Origin of the sequence: Paenibacillus sp. NRS-1781 (assembly GCF_050467745.1) — a bacterium.
In the GTDB taxonomy this organism is placed as follows: Bacteria; Bacillota; Bacilli; order Paenibacillales; family Paenibacillaceae; genus Paenibacillus; species Paenibacillus terrae_A.
On sequence record NZ_JBITPI010000026.1, the window covers coordinates 44,393 to 59,609 of the forward strand.

Sequence of the window (15,217 nt, forward strand, 5' to 3'; positions counted from 1 at the left end):
TGTCAGGGGGGATTGATATGGTAGATACAGGTATTGTGATGCCGCTATACAAACAGGATATCGGCTATCTGCAAGCCGCGATTTCATCTGTGCTGGCTCAGAGCTATAGGGAATTCCGCCTTATCATCGTTATTGACGGAGCGCCGGAAATGGTGGGATCAGCGCTCCACGCAGCAGCGGGAGACCCGCGTGTCCAGTTGATTACACTTCCTGAGAACAAAGGAGTATCTAGTGCCCTCAACCGGGGGTTTGACGAGTTGTTCCAAGATCCTGCGATCACATATGTGACCTGGGTATCCAGTGACAATGTATATTATCCCGGCTTTATAGAACGACTGCGACGTGAGCTGAACCACGGGCCGGATTTGCTCGGCCTTGTATTCTCCACCTTCCGCCAGATTGATGCTTCAGGAAGCCCGTTGTATGATGAGCAGCATCAACAAGCGCTGATCTGGTATCAGAGTCAGTCGCATGAGGAACTGCTGAACGCCAGCATTGTTGGGGTTTCATTTATGTACAAAAGCAAATATGCCCGCCGGATCGACGGCTATCGGTTGCAACCCGTGGAGGATTATGATTACTGGCTGCGACTGACCGAGACGTGCAGCATGAAATTCATCCCGGAGGTCCTTATGGATTACAGGGTGGATTCCGCATTTAGTGTATCGGCCAGCTTGCACAGCCAGAAGGAGCATCGACGCTGGCGGCACGCATTTCAAGTCGCCAAGCATGAGACGAGAGCGCGCCGGGGTATCCCGCTTGAAATGACTATTTTGATGCCCGTTACAGATATGACTCAGGCTGAGTCGTTGCTGGACCAGCTGCTAGAGCAGCATTACAGCAATTGCTTGGTGCGGTTGCTGGATCTTACGCCTGAACAGGGCGCCTCTTCCTTCCTGCCGATGATGCTCGACCCTCGCCTGATCGTAACGCCCAGACCGCATTATTCTGTCACGGAAGCACTGATTCAGGCCATTGGGGAAACGGTGACCCGCTTTGTTGTATGCTACGGGGTTAAACCTTATATCGCCGTGACGGATTTGCTGTATCTGACGAATTTACTCCGCCCACTGCCGAATACCCACGTTTTTTCCTACTATACAGATGATCACTCTACCATAGGCAGCGGGTGGGAAGTCACCGCTGTACCGCCGGAATGGAATTACGTGTATTACACTCATCGAGTGCATCAGGCGCTGGAACAGGGTCGCTTTTAGCTAACTGGAGACAGGGCCGCAATCGTGGTCAGCTCCGATTGAAGGACACGATGCTCCTGCACAACATTGCCAAACTGGTCCAGACCGAAGTTGGAAAGAACCACATTGGATGGAACAGCGGCGGCCACGTTGTATTGCACTTCATAGGCAAGCACACCTTGTATAAAGAAGGTGCGCCGGGCAATGGAGTTTGCAGGTACGTTAACCGATGTCACGTACAAGGGGATCTTAGTATCCGGTACGAGCGAGAAAAAAATTTGTATGGTCACGGTTGCTGCGTTTACCGTATCCTCATTCACCAGATTCACAACGACATTGGAGCAGGCCGTACCAAAATCTCTGGTATTTGTCATATAGCCGGTTGTAAAAGCCAAATGAATCATCCTTTCGAAAACAGAATATTGGAAAACCCCCGAAGGGATGCTCCTATACTATGAATCTACTGAATAGAAAGCTTGTATGCTTGTCGGTAGGCTATGCCGAAAAAAGGTACATTTTGGAGGTACCCCTTCCATGATTACCAATTTGTAATGAAAGGAATGCTCGTCATGCCCTTTAATTTTCAGGTGACACCCAGCGGGTTACCCAAGTTTGAGCCAAGTGTGGCCGTTAATTTGTTGAATCCGAATATTGTGGTGGCTGTCGCTGTTGATTTTAGCAGCGGGCCCCCTCTCATTGGTCTTTACCGATCATTGGACGCAGGGGCGGACTGGACCGATTCTTTACTGCCGCTTCCGCCGGAGCCAGCCCCTATCTCGGGCATGTCTATGTCAGCTGGATTCGTACGGGCCCGCAGACACCGGCTTATTTTATACGGCGATCCTTTGATGGAGGTGCTACCTTTAGCGGGGATATTCTCGTATCCAACATAACGCTGCGTGAACAGCCGCCTGACGATTTTTGCCGGTGTACCGGGAGGTGGAGCCTGATGCCGAACGTACAGTTCACGCAAAGCGGAAGGCTGGCGCAAGAGCCTAGTGTCGCTTTCAATCTGCTCGACGGTACTATTGTGTCTGCGGCTATCGAGTCTACGACAGGACCGTCGTAGACGGTTTGAACGGTACCATTGCTACTTACGTGTCCAGAGACAATGGCAATACATTTGATCCGCCCGTGATTGCCCAGCGGGGGTATGGGACATTTGTCAATAATGTTGAGGTCAGCGTGAAATTTGATACTTCTCAGGTCAGCTCCTATACCGGAAGCATCTATTTATGTTATACGCATCAGTACAATCCCGATTTTTTCGGCGGCTCGGTCATGTTTTTCCAGCGATCACAGGATGGAGGGATCACGTGGGGGGAAATCACCGTGAACATTACAGGGGTGATTTATGTCGGGTACATTGTGACCAATCCTGTTAATGGATACCAGGTCATTGTATCCTTCAATGGGGGGACAGCGTTCAGTTCTTCGCTACCTGTGTCTTCTGTTGTCCCGGTTCCAGTCGTCACGATCGGTAATTTTATTGATGTGACTATCGTGCCAAATAGCGGTTTTTTTGCGGTATGGACAGATGCATTGTCGGGCTTTCAGCAAATTTACGGAAGCGACGGAACATAAATGTACTAGACGGGGGAGGTGAGGCTGTTGTGAAAATTTTGTTGGCTACCTACTGGCCGATCCCTCATTTGGGAGGCGTGTGGCCGTTTATGCTACAAATTAAAAGACGACTGGAGCTACAGGGTCACACTGTGGACTTGATGGGCAACGGGCCGGATATACCCAAATACCATATTGTTTTTGAAAATAGGGAACTGCTGAAGGATCAGTTGTTGCCCATGCTGAACACGAAGCTGAATGAGGCGGCTGTACCTGTATTACACAAGGACTCTTGGGTGCAGACGGTGGAAAAGGACCGATATTGCATGGAACTGGCGGCGGCGTATTTTGGAGTTGAACAGTATGATGTCATTCATACACAGGATGTCATTGCGACACGTGCCCTAAGCCGAGTCAAACGTAAGGATAGCGCACTCGTGGCCAATATTCACGGCTCGTTGGCCCGTGAAGTCATGATGGCGCTTGAACGAGATCAGGAGCCGGGATATCGGGAATCGTTGATGTGGAAATATTATTGGGCGCTGGAGCACTATGGGGCGCTATCTGCTGATATTACAATAACGTCTACAGAATGGATGAAACAGACGCTTGTTCGTGAGTTCGAAGTGCCTGAGCAACAGATTGCTACTTTCCAATATGGCCTGGATACTGAACACTTCTGGGAAGTCCAGGAAAAGGGAACGGACATGACACGACCCGCAGGAAAAAAGGTCATTATTTGTCCTTCACGGCTGGTATATATTAAAGGGTTGCATTACTTAATGAGCGCTCTTAGTTTGCTAAAAGATCGGCGTACAGACTGGGTTTGCTGGATTGTCGGAGAGGGAGACAAAAGGGAAGAGCTTCAAACACAGGCTGAGGAGCTGGGGCTGAGGGAAGAGGTGGTTTTTCTCGGGCATCGTGAGGATGTGCCTGCCCTTTTGCAACTGGCAGATATTTTTGTTCATCCGAGCATACAGGATAATCAGCCGTTTTCGGTTATGGAGGCGCAGGTTTCGGGGCTTCCGGCAGTGGTATCGGATGCAGGTGGACTTCCAGAAATGGTGGAGCATGAACATACTGGACTGGTTTCCCCGGTTGGCGATGTGGAGGCGTTAGCAGCTCATTTGCAGCAATTGCTGGCTCAGGATGACGTGCGTATAGCTATGGGGAACCGTGCCAAGACATGGGGAACTGCGCATTGGTCTCTGGATGTCATGATTGCACGGCTCATCAATATTTACGGGCAAGCGCTCAATCAAGTACGTTGATTCGATAGTGAGGAGGGGGAACATGACTTTTCCTGTAGTTGGAGACTTGTACAACCGTATTTTTGAAATCGAGCAATCGCACCCGGATTTTGAGGTGGATTATGAAATATGGAACCGGATTAACACCTCGTTACCGGAACATTATAAGCTACCGGACACTGAAATTCTGGGACGTCTCAAACAAACTGTGCCATGAGAACGACAGTAATTCTGAATTGGGACGTCCGTAATGCATATGAATATTCGACTGTTTCATTACATTTGGAGCAAGTGTAAAAGGCAGGCCGGAAATCACTGAACTGCCCCCCAATTGTTAGTCACGAATAACATTTGGAGGTGCAGTTTTTTCATGACTAAATTTAATTTAGAACAGAAAAAGGATGCCGTTCTGAGATATCAAGCAGGGTACGACTTGTATCAGAGATGCTGGACAAGGCATTCGTAAGGTTAGCTGAAGAGCCCTCATTCTCATTCGACTTCTTTCCCTCATATTCGAAAGTGACATTTTAATCATCATAGCTTGTCTCCTCTTTTATCTCATTAACAGCTTGATGATACCCACCTGATTCTCGAAAGGATTCCCTAATATTTGCAACAGCTTTCTTGAAAGATGAGTGGCTTAACACATGATCTACAGCTTCACGTAGTTGATTTGCAGTCAAGCTTTGCATTTGTAATTTAATGCCTGCTCCGATATTGGCGACTTGCCCCGCAATGATCGGCTGATCCGCGCTTTGTGGGATTACAATTAGCGGAACCCCATAATAGAGACCTTCATTGGTACTGTTCATTCCACCATGTGTAATAAATAATTTAGTGTAATGCAGTACATCAGTTTGTGGAACATAATTTTTTACGATGAAGTTTTCAGGAATTTCCCCTAAATCAAAGATTTGGGTTTTATTCCCAATAGACATGACAATAGTATGATCCGTATTCCCCAATGCCTCAAAACAAAGCTTATAGAAATCAATTGCTTGGTTAAAGACAGTACCCAGTGAAATGTAAATTGGGTTTTTCCCCTTGATTGCAGTAAAGTCGAAGTTTTCTTGAATTAATCGTGAAGAGATAGATGGACCTACAAATTTATAAGTTTGGTCGAATGCTTCTCCATAAGGTTGAAACTCCCTTGTTGTATAAACGATTGTAAGTGGTGCAGGATTACAAAACACTTCGTAAGGAGAATGGATCTCCACATCATATTTTTCTTTCACCATTTCCGTCAGGCTTTGAAATTTATCGATTATAGGTTTAACAATTTCTGTAGGGACTTTTATAGAAAATTGTTCCAACATTTTATCAAATGATACTTTTGTCTGTGCAAAAGAAGTACAAGAATTGATTGCAGGAAGCTTAAGCATTTGAGCGAGTAAACGTCCACAACCAAACATGGAATCATGGATGATGTAATCAAAATGCTCTCCTTTGATCTGTTCAAGAACGCTTGGTATGACTATATCTGCCGTAAGTAAAAGACCGTTGATTCTTTCGAGTAAATAATCTCTTCCACCTGAGATAAAGGCTTTTATAAATTTTTGATCGTCAAATGTTCGTACTGAAGCTCCCGTCTTCTCGATACGCTCCCGAAAAGCTTCTATAGAAAAGTACACCACTTCTTCTCCACGCGAAATAAGCTCTTGCACAACTCCAATAGTCGGATTGATATGTCCCTCTGATCCACCATTAATAAATAAAACACGCGCCATTTCTACCACTCCTTAGGTATACTGTTCTCTAAATTGTGTAAGAGTAAGGGGCACTGTCCCCTACGATTGCTCGAATCAATTAATGGAATCAAGTTTATCATAGTACAATTCGTGAAAATCTCAAAACTTTAAATAACCATATTATACCAATATTATACCCGTTAGCTTAATGACGTATTGTCAGTCTACAACTTAATTTCAACGGTCTAATACTTCATTTTATTCTTCTATATCTAAAAGAATTTGACAACATGGAGTACTTCAAGCAAGAACTGGAGAAGTATATGGATTACTATAGTCACAAACGTATCAAGGCCAAATTAAAGGGTATGAGCCCCGTACAATACCGAGCCCATACCCAACAAGTTGCCTGAAATAAATTGTCTAACTTTAAGGGGGCACTTCATCACATCCCGGCCTGCCTTTTGGATGATTTCGGATCATGTTCCGTCCGGGTTTTCATTAACCGAATCTTCGTAGACCGAGCCTTGGATCACGAGTGGACCCGTGACAACGGCCCTGCGGTCAGCCGATTGCACGGTCACGCAATATACATATGGCGCTGACTGTCCCGCAGATTCCTCATACCTTAGCTCGGCAAAGCCCTCCTGATAGCAGAAATCCTGCAACCAGTCCAGCACGGGACCCTGCCCATCGTTGCGACGCAGCCGGATAACCAGCTCTCCGATATCCCAGTTGAGCAGCGGATTTTCCCATGCCAAGGAGGTTTCAATGACAATACTCCCTTCAGACTCACTCGCAGGAATGATCAACGTAGATAGCACGCTCTCCTGTTCGGTGACCTGAAAAGGCAGCGCATGTGTGCCTGCTTCGGCTTTGTTTTGTACCGAATATTTTAGCATACCTTCTTCCTCTCCTGTCCGTGGTTTAGGGCGTCACGGTAAAATGACTGGCTGTACGCATAGCGACCACGTTCCCGTTCTCTACAAATTCAGCCAAAATAAATAACGTTTCCGGATTGCATATACTTGTGACCACCCGCAGGTAAAAAGGATTTTGGGCTGTCTCCATATCCTTGAGCTGTACTACGGAGCCAGCTTCGGGAGAAGTGCTCAGGCTAAGTAGCTGCCGTCGGAAAACACCGCTATCATTCCCTATTTCCAACAGTACATCGACAGGTCTCTTTTCACGATTGAACAGGGTCACATGGCAGCTCTGTATACTGGCGCTGTGATAAGTGAGGTGATGATCAGCAGATAAAAGAAACACGGACATATCATGTAGCCTCCTTGAATTCTGTTGTATACCAGCCCTATATCATATGAAAAATGGCCGTGTCTGGACTGGATAGTTGTACGCCTTTTTTGACAAAATACGCGCCGGGGTCCAACCCTTTTAGCCGAGCTGTGCATGTAATGTAGAGTGGAACAACCTGCGGCCTGAGGAAAGGGTTGGGTCGCTTTAAAAAGGAGGCACGGCTATGAGACTTGCACAGCTGGCAGGGGAATATGATGCGGTCTTCAGTTTGGGGCAAAACTGCACGCCTGCCATTCAATTGGAAAGAAACCGCCTGCGGCCGTTTGCCGGGGTGCTGGATTGGATGATGTCTGACACGCTGTCCGATGTGAATCGCTTGCTGGAAAACCGGTTTGCCGGGTTTATGGATTTGCCCAATTTAAGTGTCGTTGGTACGAGCCAACTGAACTATATGGTCAGGGATATCGATTATAACGTGATCTCGGTACATGATTTCCCGCAGGAACGCAATACTTCCGCAGATCTGGCGACTTATCCAGAGTTCAGGGAGAAGATAGACCGCCGTATCGAACGTTTTTTTGCTAAAACGCAGAAGGCGCAGCGCAGCTTGTTCGTCCGTATGCTGGGAACCTATGCAGAGGTAGAGGAACTGGAGCGCATCTTGTACGGCATGATGGCGCATGAATTTCGTCTGCTCATCGTTAATTGTTCCGGTGTAACAGAGTTGACCGAGTTGGACTGGCAGCTTGCGAATGTATGCGCGGTGGAAATGCCTTTTGCCGATGTATGGAATTACCAAAGTGATCCGCACTGGCGTACGCTTTTTCAGGGAATGTCCCTATCTTCGGAAAGGGGAGGACAGCGTGCTTGAGCGATTGCAGGGGGATTATGACGCTGTATTCAGCCTGGGAGGACATTGCCTGCCTTCCATTCAGCTGGATAAAAACGGACTGCGTCCATACGCGGGACCGCTGGATTGGATGATTTCCGGCAACTTGTCGCAGATCAGTCGCTTGCTGGATGCCCGTTTCGCCGGATTTATGGACTTTGCCAGCCTGCGTGTCACGGGGCATGATTATGGCGAGTATAACTTCATGGTCGAGGACGCGTCGTATGAAATTACAGCGGCACACCATTTCCCTGTTACCCTGAATACATCGGAACATCTGACTTCTTATCCTGCATTCAAAACGACGCTTGATCGCCGAATTGCACGTCTATTGGAGAAATCTGCGCTTGCGTCCCGTTTGCTGCTGGTTCGTCTGGGGGGCAGTCGGGATCAGGCGATAGAACTGCACACCGTATTGTCACAGATGATTACCCACGATTTTCGCTTGTTATTCGTGGATTATACAGGGGCTGCCGATGTGACTGAGCTGGATTGGGGACTGGAGCGGCTGGTTTCAGTGTCGCTGCCGCCTGAGGATATTTGGAGCGGGCAGGATGAGATGTGGCGCTTTATGCTGGCAAACGTCAGGCTACACGTCTGAACAACGGGGAGGTACGTCTTAGATTGTCTTTGGTGCCTGTGCTTGTGCCTGCGCCAAGCTGTAGAGCGCCGCATAACATGATGGGAAAGGAAGAAACTTGCTTCGGTTCAAAAGGAGGGTGCGCTAGTGAAGGCTTTGGTCACCGGGGGAGCCGGATTTATTGGTTCCCATCTGGTGCGTGCGCTTGCTGATTCGGGCATCAGGGTGCATGTGCTGGATAATCTGACGACCGGGAATGTCGCAAATGTGGACCCGCGCGCGGTCATGCATATGGCGGATATCCGCAGCTCCGAGACCCGGACGCTGCTCATTCGGGAAAGCCCGGATATTGTGTTTCACTTGGCGGCACAGGCCGAAGTCCAGCAATCCATCCATCGACCGGATGAGGACGCAGATGTGAATGTGCTGGGGACAATTCATCTGCTGCAGGCTTGTCATGAAGCCGGTGTATCCAAACTGATATTTGCGTCCACATCTGGCGTATACGGTGAACTGCAAAAGCAATGTATTCAGGAAGACGATCCCTTGGAGCCGATTTCGGGCTACGGGCTTTCCAAGCTGACCGCAGAATCGTATATCCGGCTTTTTCATCGGGTATATGGCATGAATTACACGATTTTGCGTTACGGCAATGTGTATGGTCCCGGTCAGGCCGCGAAGGGAGAGGGCGGTGTAGTCGCTCTTTTTATGGATCGGCTGAAAAAAGGGAGCCCCTTGCTCATTCACGGCGACGGAACGCAAACCCGCGATTTCGTGTACGTCAAGGATGTAGTCAGAGCGAATATGGCGGCTATACGTGCAGCGGATCAACGTACAGTGCATGTGAGTACGGGACGGACAACGTCCATCAATCGGCTGGCCTACGATTTGCTGAAGCTGCACGGTTCGTCCGTTCGGCCTGTGTATTCAGCTGTGCGGGCGGGAGACATTCACCATAGCTGTCTTAGCAACGCAGTCGCGAGACATTGGCTTCGATGGGAGCCACTATATGGCATCTCTGCCGGATTGAAGGAAACGTATGTGAGCAGTATGGGTTCAGGAAAAGAAGGCGTGTAGCGAGAAAGCGTGCGATTCAGGAAGGGGCTGGAGGATCAGCCTCTTTTTTATGGATAGCCGGGCAGCTGCTTATAGGAAAAAATGTCCTCACCTGATACAATGGTCAGCAGTAAGCCAACCAGTTTCACAAAGGGGAGTCTGATCTATGTTGAAAAAGTCTTTAAGAAAAATCGGCATCGCACTGATTACATATGCATTTTTGCTAAATGCAGGTCCTTTTTCTACTGTTGCTGCCGGAGCCTCGGACGTAACTGCGGATAGCAGTACAACGCAAAATTTGACCATTGAGAAGAAAAATAAATTGCCCAAGGGCTTCGTGTATCTGGATGAAGTGATTCCTGCGGCGCAATATGAAATCCGCTATTATAGTGAAAATAACTTTGTTGGCAGACGAATTGATGGATATAAGGGGCCTTTTGCGATCATGACCCATACAGGTGCAGCCGCTTTAAAAGGGGTCAGCGATGATCTGGCAGCCAAAGGATATCTGTTGAAAGTATACGATGCCTATCGTCCGCAAAAAGCCGTGAATCATTTTGTCAGATGGTCACAGGATAGCGGAGATATGAAAATGAAGCAGCAATATTACCCGAAGCTGGATAAGTGCAATCTGTTCAAGCTGGGCTTCATCGCCAGGAAATCCGGCCATTCGCGGGGGAGCACCGTGGATTTGACGCTAGTACACATCAAAACGGGGAAGACTGTCGATATGGGGAGTCCGTTTGATTTTTTCGGTGATATTTCCTATTACAACACGAAGCTGATCAGCAAGACACAGCAGGCGAACCGAAAAATCCTTAGGGATGCTATGGTGAAGCGTGGTTTCAAGCCTTACAGCAAGGAATGGTGGCACTTTACGCTGATGAAGGAACCTTATGCTAAAACATACTTCAATTTTGATGTGGAATAGGAAATATGGGACGTTTTAACTAAAAATGATAGGCAGAAAGACATGTATAATATAAAATGATGTAAATACAAGTTGGATTATCCAAAGGAGCGTTGGCGGGTTGAACAGTCTGTTGTCACGTATGGTGTTGTTTTTTTCGGGCCTTATTGTAATCGGTGGAGCCATTCTGGGTTTTACCTTGTATCAATCTTCGAGCGAACTGGTGGAAAACTCCATGGGCCAGCAGGCCAAAGCGGTGGCCAAAAGGGCCGCAGCCATGATTAATGTGGACAAATATACAGACATTAAACCCGTTGCCGGGGGAGAGAATGCTTATTTTAATGAGCTGCGCGATCAGCTTAACGAGCTGAAGGAAGCTAACGGCTTCAAGTATTTATACACGCTGGGGAAAGTGGAAGACGGAGGCCAAACGAGCTATGTGTACATCGTTGATGGCGTGGCTGCTTCCACCGCCAAAGAGGACTATTCGCCGCTGGGCACTCCCGAAAACAATGCGTACCCGGGGATGCTGCATACTTTTGAAACGGGCGAGGCTTCCATAGGCGATCTGACAAAGGACGAATACGGAGCAACCGTCTCGGCTTACGTTCCCATTAAAGGCAAGGACGGCAGTATCACAGGGGTTGTCGGGGCAGATCTGGATGCTACAGAGGTATACAAATTAATGGAAACATCCAGAAGAACGATGCTGATCGTAGCTGCGATTGTGCTGGTGGTATGTATTCTGTTGGTCTTTGCACTAGCCAAATATTTGACACATCCGTTATTAAGGTTGACCCGAGACGTCGCCAAGGTTGGGGAAGGCGATCTTACGGTCGTTATTGATACGAATCGTAAGGATGAAATTGGCCGTCTGGCTTCGGCTTTTGGGGTCCTCGTAACGGATACAAGAACGGTAATTGAGGGCATTGGCAAAGGCTCGGACCAGATCCTGTCTTCGTCCGGGGATGTGTACAATCATGCCCATGTTACCGCAGAAGCCAGTCGGGATATTTCCATACATATTAAAGAAGCTGCCGTGGGGGCAGAAACCCAGGTACTTCAGACCATGGAGATGAATAAAGGCATGGAGGACATGACCTCCAGCATGCATCGAATTGCACAATCTGCTGCGATTGTAGCGGACTTATCGCAGGAAACTACCGAGAATGCGCTTCAGGGTAATGAAGCCATTGTCAGGGCTGTGGATCAAATGAAATCCATTGTAGACTCTACAGCGGCGATGGCTGCCGCCACCAAACAATTAGAGGAGCATTCCGTGGAGATCGGAGAGGTACTTTCCCTGATGACGGATATTGCTGGACAAACCAATCTGCTCGCGCTGAATGCAGCGATAGAAGCGGCTCGGGCCGGAGAGCATGGGCGTGGTTTTGCCGTGGTAGCCGAGCAGGTAAGGAAGCTGGCGACTCAATCCCAGTCGTCCTCGGCGGTGATCGCAGGCATTATCACCTCGGTTCAGCAACAGACTTCCGAGCTGTCCATACGGATGGAGGGAAGCGCCCTTGAAGCCAGGGTGGGAATGGACATTGTAAATGTGGCTGGACAATCCTTTGGCCATATTCATTCCGGTCTGGAACGGATCACGACACAACTGCAGGAGGTATCGGCTGCCTCGGAGGAGATCACTTCCGTTTCTGAGGAAGTCGCAGCTTCCGTGGACCAGATGGAGGGAATTTCACGGCATGCAGCCGAACACTTCCACCTGATTGCAGAAGCCTCGGATGGGCAGCTAACCTCCATGGAAGGCGTCAGCCAATCGACGGAGAGTCTGAAAGGGATGTCCGCTGAGCTGCGTCAGTTGATTGGACGGTTTAAGGTGACGGGATAATCAATATCAATATGGTTACCAATATACGGAAAAGCGGCAGTTTCCTGATGGGAGACTGCCGCTTTTTGCTATTCATCTAAAAATGTCTATATGCTTATTATGATTCGCCAGCCAGCTTCAAGGCTTGATCCAGCACGGCGGCACCGTTGGCTCTACCGTAAGCGATCATATCAATGACATCCACCGGGATGCCATAGGGAGCTGCAATTTCGGCAATCGGCTTTTTACGCATCCGTACTTGAGGACCAAGCAAAATAGCAATTACAGAATCTTTAATGCCTTCCAGCTCTTCCTTAATGGTACTTTCGGGGATGGCTTCGATGTTAAGCACTATGGATCTTGCTTCGGCTTCTTTTTTCATCTTGGAAACCAGAATGGATGTGGACATACCCGCAGCACATGCCAGAATAATTTTTTTCATATTTGAGCGCCTCCAGAAATAAATTTTTAATTATTTATACTCTTCATCCAGATCAGCAACAAACGAGCGTTCTTTGATGGCAGCTTGATACCAGTAGCCGGACTTCTTCAAATGCCGACTTCGATCATTCTCCAGGTTAATTTCCACCAGTCCATAGCGATTTTTAAAAGCATTCATGGGCGAAACGTTGTCTGTAAAGGCCCACAGCATATAACCTGTACAGTTCGAACCATCCTCTACAGCTTGTAACGTGTAGCATAAATGCTCCGTTATAAAGCCAATGCGATAGTCGTCCTGAATGATGTGCTCCTCATTTTTGAAGACAACTTCATTCTCAATGCCCATGCCATTTTCCGCGACAAACCACTCGATATTGTTATATTCATTCTTAATACGCATTCCCATATCGTAAATAATCTTGGGATAAATCTCCCAGCCCCGTGACTTGTTCATTCTTTTACCCGGAAGATCGAAATGCTCATAGTAGTAAGAGGGATGAAAGGGAATGTTTTCATTCCAGGCTTTACTCTGCGCCTTGACCCGGTGTGGATAATAGAGATTGATGCCGACGTAGTCCACAGTATGGCCCTTAATTACTGTCAATTCTTCCGCTGTAGCTTCAAATGCAATATCATGCTTGCTCATGAGATCGAACAATTCTTGCGGGTATTCGCCTTTAATAAGCGGGTCCAGAAATACTCGATTATAAAATAAATCATACACATGTGCCGCATACTGGTCATGAGGGGCGCTGGATCGGGCATAGGTTACTTCAGGATTCAAAATAACGCCTATTTTAGCCCCGTTCTGGCTATAGCTTTTGGCCTTGAAGAGCTGTACGCATTTTGCAGTAGCCAACGTTTTATTATAATTCCATTGCATCCACTTCCGCGTATTTTGTTCATAGGGATAGCGAAGGGCATCCAGATAGACACGAGTCTGTACAACAATGGGCTCATTAAATGTAAACCAGTGTTTTACCCGATTACCGTAGCGTTCAAAAACCTTTTCTGCATATTTCACAAACAGTTCCACCACATGCTTGGAAGACCAGCCCTCATATTTGTCCAGCAAATAAGCGGGCACCTCGTAGTGCTCCAGACAAATCATGGGCTCGACCCCGCTGGCAATCAACTCGTCAATGACCCGGCCCATATAATCCGCATACGTTTCATCCACGATAACATTCTCATAATCCGTTAAGAAGCGGGACCAATTAATAGAAGTACGGTAATGGGTCAGGCCAATCTGCTTCATCAGCGCAATATCCTCAGCGTAACGGTTATAAAAATCGGTTGCCCCCGCAGGTCCATATCCATTGTGCCAGACATAGCGGTCATTTTTGTACCATTGGTCGAGAAATGAGTCCTGCCCTTCCTTTTTACCGCTCCAGCCCTCTGTCTGCCAGGCGGAAGCCGCAGCACCCATGATGAAATTCGATGGAATTTGTATCGTATGTTTAGCCATTACATGCTTCTCCTTTTCGTACTATAGATTCCCAAAGGCCCGTTAAGTAGGCCGCTCCCAATGCACGGTCATACAGTCCATAGCCGGGCTTTCCTTGTTCTCCCCAGATCATTCTCCCGTGGTCAGGTCTTACATACCCTTCAAACTGATGACGATGCAGGATATGAATCAGCTCCGCCATATCTATGCTACCCGATTCGGACAGATGCGCGGACTCTTCAAAATCACCGTTAGGATAACGTTTGACATTACGTAGATGAACAAAATGGATCCTTTTCTGCGCGGCGTATTTGTCTAACATTCCGGGTAAATGATTGTCTGGTGAGCTGCCTAACGAGCCGCTGCAAAAGGTAATACCGTTATGCACGCTAGGCTGAAGCTCCAGCAGACGGTCCAAATCTGCTTCCTTGCTAAGAATACGCGGCAGACCCAAAACAGGCCATGGCGGATCATCTGGATGGATCGCCATTTTCACGCCGACCTCTTCCGCTGCGGGAATCACTTCCGCCAAAAAATAAGCTAGATTTTCCCAGATTCCTTCGATTCCCAGTTCTTTATACTGCTTCATTAAAGCAGGAAGCTCTTTCTTTGGATATGATAAATCCCAACCCGGAAGCGTAAAATCAGCAATGTTCGGCTCAATCTTTTTCAGTTCTTCCCCCGAGAAAGCCAATGTCAACGATCCGTCGGGAAGAGGCTTGTCAATGACGGTACGAAACCAGTCAAAGGCAGGCATGAAATTGTAGCAGACTACTTTTACCCCGGCATCACCCAGCCTTCTCAGCGTTTCTTTATAATTGGCAATATAGTTGTCCCTGGTGGGGAGTCCCAGCTTGATCGCTTCATGTACCGGAACGCTTTCCACGACTTCAAATGTAAGTCCCGCTTCCTCGATTTGCTGCTTGAGAGCAGTGATACGGTCCCAAGGCCATACCTCTCCAGGTGGAGCGGTATAAACCGCGCTTACAATTCCTTTGATATAGGGGACATGCCGGATGTAAGAGAGTGGAATGGAATCCTGCTCGCCATACCACCGAAAAGTCATTTTCACCATGATCAGCTTCTTCCTTTAAAGTTGGCGTTAACCTGAA

General features: G+C 47.8%; 17 protein-coding genes and 1 pseudogene. 11 read left to right on the forward strand and 7 right to left on the reverse strand.

The window, feature by feature from the left end; all coding sequences use genetic code 11:
* Positions 1-17: 17 nt before the first annotated feature.
* Positions 18-1,217 carry a glycosyltransferase family 2 protein gene (locus ACIFO6_RS10760; protein ID WP_430040679.1) on the forward strand — a complete coding sequence of 400 codons (1,200 nt, stop codon included), beginning with the start codon at positions 18-20 and terminating at the stop codon, positions 1,215-1,217.
* Here the strand turns inward: ACIFO6_RS10760 and ACIFO6_RS10765 are convergent.
* Positions 1,214-1,570, reverse strand: coding sequence for a hypothetical protein (locus ACIFO6_RS10765; protein ID WP_430040680.1), 357 nt, complete (start codon positions 1,568-1,570; stop codon positions 1,214-1,216). The genes ACIFO6_RS10760 and ACIFO6_RS10765 overlap by 4 nt on opposite strands.
* 195 nt (positions 1,571-1,765) lie before the next feature.
* On the opposite strand from ACIFO6_RS10765, the gene ACIFO6_RS10770 reads away from it, so the two are divergent.
* The 4 genes from ACIFO6_RS10770 to ACIFO6_RS10785 all read left to right on the forward strand — a co-directional run bounded on the left by ACIFO6_RS10770 (position 1,766) and on the right by ACIFO6_RS10785 (position 4,226).
* Positions 1,766-2,089: a hypothetical protein gene (locus ACIFO6_RS10770; RefSeq protein WP_430040681.1), complete on the forward strand. Its 324-nt coding sequence runs from the start codon at positions 1,766-1,768 to the stop codon at positions 2,087-2,089.
* 181 nt (positions 2,090-2,270) lie between these two features.
* Complete coding sequence (locus tag ACIFO6_RS10775; protein ID WP_430040682.1) at positions 2,271-2,780, forward strand: hypothetical protein; 510 nt, start codon at positions 2,271-2,273, stop codon at positions 2,778-2,780.
* 29 nt (positions 2,781-2,809) lie between these two features.
* Positions 2,810-4,030, forward strand: coding sequence for a glycosyltransferase family 4 protein (locus ACIFO6_RS10780; RefSeq protein WP_430040683.1), 1,221 nt, complete (start codon positions 2,810-2,812; stop codon positions 4,028-4,030).
* Positions 4,031-4,052: 22 nt separating this feature from the next.
* Positions 4,053-4,226, forward strand: coding sequence for a hypothetical protein (locus ACIFO6_RS10785; RefSeq protein WP_200893401.1), 174 nt, complete (start codon positions 4,053-4,055; stop codon positions 4,224-4,226).
* Between the two features lie 310 nt (positions 4,227-4,536).
* Here the strand turns inward: ACIFO6_RS10785 and ACIFO6_RS10790 are convergent, their stop codons facing one another.
* On the reverse strand, positions 4,537-5,736 hold the full coding sequence (locus ACIFO6_RS10790) for a macrolide family glycosyltransferase (protein WP_430040684.1): 1,200 nt from the start codon (positions 5,734-5,736) through the stop codon (positions 4,537-4,539).
* A gap of 194 nt (positions 5,737-5,930) precedes the next feature.
* On the opposite strand from ACIFO6_RS10790, the pseudogene ACIFO6_RS10795 reads away from it, so the two are divergent.
* A pseudogene (locus tag ACIFO6_RS10795) lies at positions 5,931-6,110 on the forward strand (IS3 family transposase); the annotation flags it as partial.
* A gap of 66 nt (positions 6,111-6,176) precedes the next feature.
* Here the strand turns inward: ACIFO6_RS10795 and ACIFO6_RS10800 are convergent.
* Together ACIFO6_RS10800 and ACIFO6_RS10805 are read right to left on the reverse strand one after the other, a co-directional pair.
* Complete coding sequence (locus ACIFO6_RS10800) at positions 6,177-6,599, reverse strand: hypothetical protein (protein WP_430040685.1); 423 nt, start codon at positions 6,597-6,599, stop codon at positions 6,177-6,179.
* A gap of 25 nt (positions 6,600-6,624) precedes the next feature.
* Positions 6,625-6,972 carry a hypothetical protein gene (locus ACIFO6_RS10805; protein WP_430040686.1) on the reverse strand — a complete coding sequence of 116 codons (348 nt, stop codon included), beginning with the start codon at positions 6,970-6,972 and terminating at the stop codon, positions 6,625-6,627.
* A gap of 205 nt (positions 6,973-7,177) precedes the next feature.
* Here ACIFO6_RS10805 and ACIFO6_RS10810 point away from each other — a divergent pair, with 205 nt between their 5' ends.
* The 5 genes from ACIFO6_RS10810 to ACIFO6_RS10830 all read left to right on the forward strand — a co-directional run bounded on the left by ACIFO6_RS10810 (position 7,178) and on the right by ACIFO6_RS10830 (position 12,238).
* Positions 7,178-7,825: a DUF1796 family putative cysteine peptidase gene (locus tag ACIFO6_RS10810; RefSeq protein WP_430040687.1), complete on the forward strand. Its 648-nt coding sequence runs from the start codon at positions 7,178-7,180 to the stop codon at positions 7,823-7,825.
* Positions 7,818-8,444 carry a DUF1796 family putative cysteine peptidase gene (locus ACIFO6_RS10815; protein ID WP_430040688.1) on the forward strand — a complete coding sequence of 209 codons (627 nt, stop codon included), beginning with the start codon at positions 7,818-7,820 and terminating at the stop codon, positions 8,442-8,444. Before ACIFO6_RS10810 ends, ACIFO6_RS10815 begins: the two co-directional genes overlap by 8 nt.
* A 126-nt stretch (positions 8,445-8,570) precedes the next feature.
* Positions 8,571-9,500, forward strand: a complete 930-nt coding sequence (locus ACIFO6_RS10820; protein ID WP_430040689.1) for an NAD-dependent epimerase/dehydratase family protein — start codon at positions 8,571-8,573, stop codon at positions 9,498-9,500.
* Between the two features lie 145 nt (positions 9,501-9,645).
* A complete protein-coding gene (locus tag ACIFO6_RS10825) occupies positions 9,646-10,410 on the forward strand; it encodes a M15 family metallopeptidase (RefSeq protein ID WP_430040690.1) in 765 nt (254 codons plus the stop codon).
* Positions 10,411-10,510: 100 nt separating this feature from the next.
* Positions 10,511-12,238, forward strand: a complete 1,728-nt coding sequence (locus ACIFO6_RS10830) for a methyl-accepting chemotaxis protein (RefSeq protein ID WP_430040691.1) — start codon at positions 10,511-10,513, stop codon at positions 12,236-12,238.
* 97 nt (positions 12,239-12,335) lie between these two features.
* Here ACIFO6_RS10830 and ACIFO6_RS10835 read toward each other — a convergent pair whose 3' ends face one another.
* From ACIFO6_RS10835 to uxuA, 3 genes are read right to left on the reverse strand one after another with little or no spacing between them, the layout of a single operon-like run.
* Positions 12,336-12,659, reverse strand: a complete 324-nt coding sequence (locus tag ACIFO6_RS10835; RefSeq protein WP_430040692.1) for a PTS sugar transporter subunit IIB — start codon at positions 12,657-12,659, stop codon at positions 12,336-12,338.
* Between the two features lie 30 nt (positions 12,660-12,689).
* Positions 12,690-14,126 carry a glycoside hydrolase family 1 protein gene (locus ACIFO6_RS10840; protein WP_430040693.1) on the reverse strand — a complete coding sequence of 479 codons (1,437 nt, stop codon included), beginning with the start codon at positions 14,124-14,126 and terminating at the stop codon, positions 12,690-12,692.
* A complete protein-coding gene (gene uxuA / locus ACIFO6_RS10845) occupies positions 14,119-15,177 on the reverse strand; it encodes a mannonate dehydratase (RefSeq protein ID WP_430040756.1) in 1,059 nt (352 codons plus the stop codon). Before uxuA ends, ACIFO6_RS10840 begins: the two co-directional genes overlap by 8 nt.
* Positions 15,178-15,217 lie beyond the last annotated feature (40 nt).

Coding starts and splice junctions, on each gene's coding strand:
- ACIFO6_RS10770 (WP_430040681.1), top strand. CDS start 1,766: ATGCCCTTTAATTTTCAGGTGACACCCAGCGGGTTACCCAAGTTTGAG.
- ACIFO6_RS10760 (WP_430040679.1), top strand. CDS start 18: ATGGTAGATACAGGTATTGTGATGCCGCTATACAAACAGGATATCGGC.
- ACIFO6_RS10765 (WP_430040680.1), bottom strand. CDS start 1,570: ATGACAAATACCAGAGATTTTGGTACGGCCTGCTCCAATGTCGTTGTG.
- ACIFO6_RS10840 (WP_430040693.1), bottom strand. CDS start 14,126: ATGGCTAAACATACGATACAAATTCCATCGAATTTCATCATGGGTGCT.
- ACIFO6_RS10805 (WP_430040686.1), bottom strand. CDS start 6,972: ATGTCCGTGTTTCTTTTATCTGCTGATCATCACCTCACTTATCACAGC.
- ACIFO6_RS10810 (WP_430040687.1), top strand. CDS start 7,178: ATGAGACTTGCACAGCTGGCAGGGGAATATGATGCGGTCTTCAGTTTG.
- ACIFO6_RS10835 (WP_430040692.1), bottom strand. CDS start 12,659: ATGAAAAAAATTATTCTGGCATGTGCTGCGGGTATGTCCACATCCATT.
- ACIFO6_RS10790 (WP_430040684.1), bottom strand. CDS start 5,736: ATGGCGCGTGTTTTATTTATTAATGGTGGATCAGAGGGACATATCAAT.
- ACIFO6_RS10785 (WP_200893401.1), top strand. CDS start 4,053: ATGACTTTTCCTGTAGTTGGAGACTTGTACAACCGTATTTTTGAAATC.
- ACIFO6_RS10800 (WP_430040685.1), bottom strand. CDS start 6,599: ATGCTAAAATATTCGGTACAAAACAAAGCCGAAGCAGGCACACATGCG.
- ACIFO6_RS10825 (WP_430040690.1), top strand. CDS start 9,646: ATGTTGAAAAAGTCTTTAAGAAAAATCGGCATCGCACTGATTACATAT.